The 1402-nt window shown below is 66.9% G+C and carries 2 protein-coding genes and 1 pseudogene; 2 read left to right on the top strand and 1 reads right to left on the bottom strand.

All coding sequences use genetic code 11. The annotated features are described in order from the left end of the window. A pseudogene (locus ROTAS13_RS28365) lies at positions 1 to 277 on the bottom strand (hypothetical protein); the annotation flags it as partial. A gap of 299 nt (positions 278 to 576) precedes the next feature. Here ROTAS13_RS28365 and ROTAS13_RS24480 point away from each other — a divergent pair. Next, entirely contained in the window at positions 577 to 819 is a 243-nt protein-coding gene (locus ROTAS13_RS24480; RefSeq protein ID WP_019463316.1) for a hypothetical protein, read from the top strand. Then, complete coding sequence (locus ROTAS13_RS24485; protein WP_019463315.1) at positions 809 to 1183, top strand: type II toxin-antitoxin system PemK/MazF family toxin; 375 nt, start codon at positions 809 to 811, stop codon at positions 1181 to 1183. The genes ROTAS13_RS24480 and ROTAS13_RS24485 overlap by 11 nt, the downstream gene beginning before the upstream one ends. Positions 1184 to 1402: the final 219 nt, after the last annotated feature.

The raw sequence follows: 1402 nt of genomic DNA on the forward strand, positions 1-1402 counted from the left end.
CGCAAGGGCGCGCGCGTTCGAGGTGTGGTCCGAGGTCAGCGGGGTCGCCGCACGGGCTTGATCGCCCTGGAGTCCGTTGTCGATCAATCAGCCTCGTCGCCTCGAGGCCGGCAAGTTGACGGTGCCCGCCGGTGCGCTCGTGCCGCCCGGCACCGATCTGGCCTTCCACGTCGGCCTCCATCAGCATCTGCAGCACCGCCTCCGCGACACTGCGCAGGAAGTTACCATCTCCTGCTTTCGCCAGCAGGTCCGCCAGTGGCAATCTCTCCTCGGTCATCGGGTCCTCGGCCGGTCAGGGGTGGGAGCGTCGCAACTCCACGCTAGCCGCCAGGTCCGATGGCCACCCAAGCCCTACATCCCGGCCAACGCCGGATTTTCTACCACCTCCGCGGCGTTACCGACGGCAGAGATCACACCATCTCGCGCTACCAAGACCTGCCGCGGCCCGAAAGATGGCAGAACTGAGCTCTCCGAGCCCTTCCGCGCACACGTCTCGTAAGCAACAGGATGCGCCCTTGCGGATCAACTTGTATGCACTACAATTATGTAGTGCGTGAAGAGCTACGGAGGTTCATCATGGGTGTACCGATCTCCATCCGCCTGGATGACGAGGTGCGGGCCGAGCTGGAGGCCCAGGCCCAATCGCGGGGCATCGGCTTGGCTACCCTGCTGCGCGATCTCGCGACCGAGGCGGCCCGCGCGACGCGGCGTGCCCGCATCCGGCAGGCCAGCGCGGTGGTCGGCACCCGCGTCGCCGCGTCCGACGAGGCGCGGGCCTTCTACGAGGACTGGGGCACGCCGCGCGCCGATGCCGGCTGACCCGCCCCTCGCCCTCAGGGCGGGACAGATCGTGCTGGCTGACTGGCGCGGCGACGCCCTGCCCAAGGAGCCGAACAAGCGGCGCCCGGCCGTGGTGGTGGAGGATGACGGCCTGTTCGCACCGTCCTACCCGAACGCCATCCTGGTGCCGCTGACCGAGGACGACGGGTTGGTCATTCCCGACTTGGCGGTAGCCATCGCGCCGACAGCGGAGAACGGCTGCAGCAAGCCATGCTGGGCGGTATCGCACCTGGTCGCCACCACCTCCAAGCTGCGACTGAGGGCGACCGCGTCGCACATCACGCCCGAGCAGCTGGCCGCCATCCGCCGGCAGGTCGCGCTCGCGGTCGGCGTGGAAGGATAGCCCGTTCATCCCCTCAGGCTTCGGGGCGGATGGGTCGGAGCCTTCCGTGTCCCGCGTGGCCTGCACCGGGTTGCACCGGAAGCTAGCTATCTAGTCGGCCTTGAATAACTCGTAAGGCACTGATCTAGCTGTGAGATTTTCCGGGCTCGACGACCTGGATTTGCAGGGTTCGATTGTTTTCGACGACAAGCCCTGCGAATCTTGTGGGCATGAAGCACC

This window comes from Roseomonas sp. TAS13, from assembly GCF_001950415.1.
GTDB lineage: Bacteria > Pseudomonadota > Alphaproteobacteria > Acetobacterales > Acetobacteraceae > Roseomonas > Roseomonas mucosa.

Coding starts and splice junctions, on each gene's coding strand:
- ROTAS13_RS24480 (WP_019463316.1), top strand. CDS start 577: ATGGGTGTACCGATCTCCATCCGCCTGGATGACGAGGTGCGGGCCGAG.
- ROTAS13_RS24485 (WP_019463315.1), top strand. CDS start 809: ATGCCGGCTGACCCGCCCCTCGCCCTCAGGGCGGGACAGATCGTGCTG.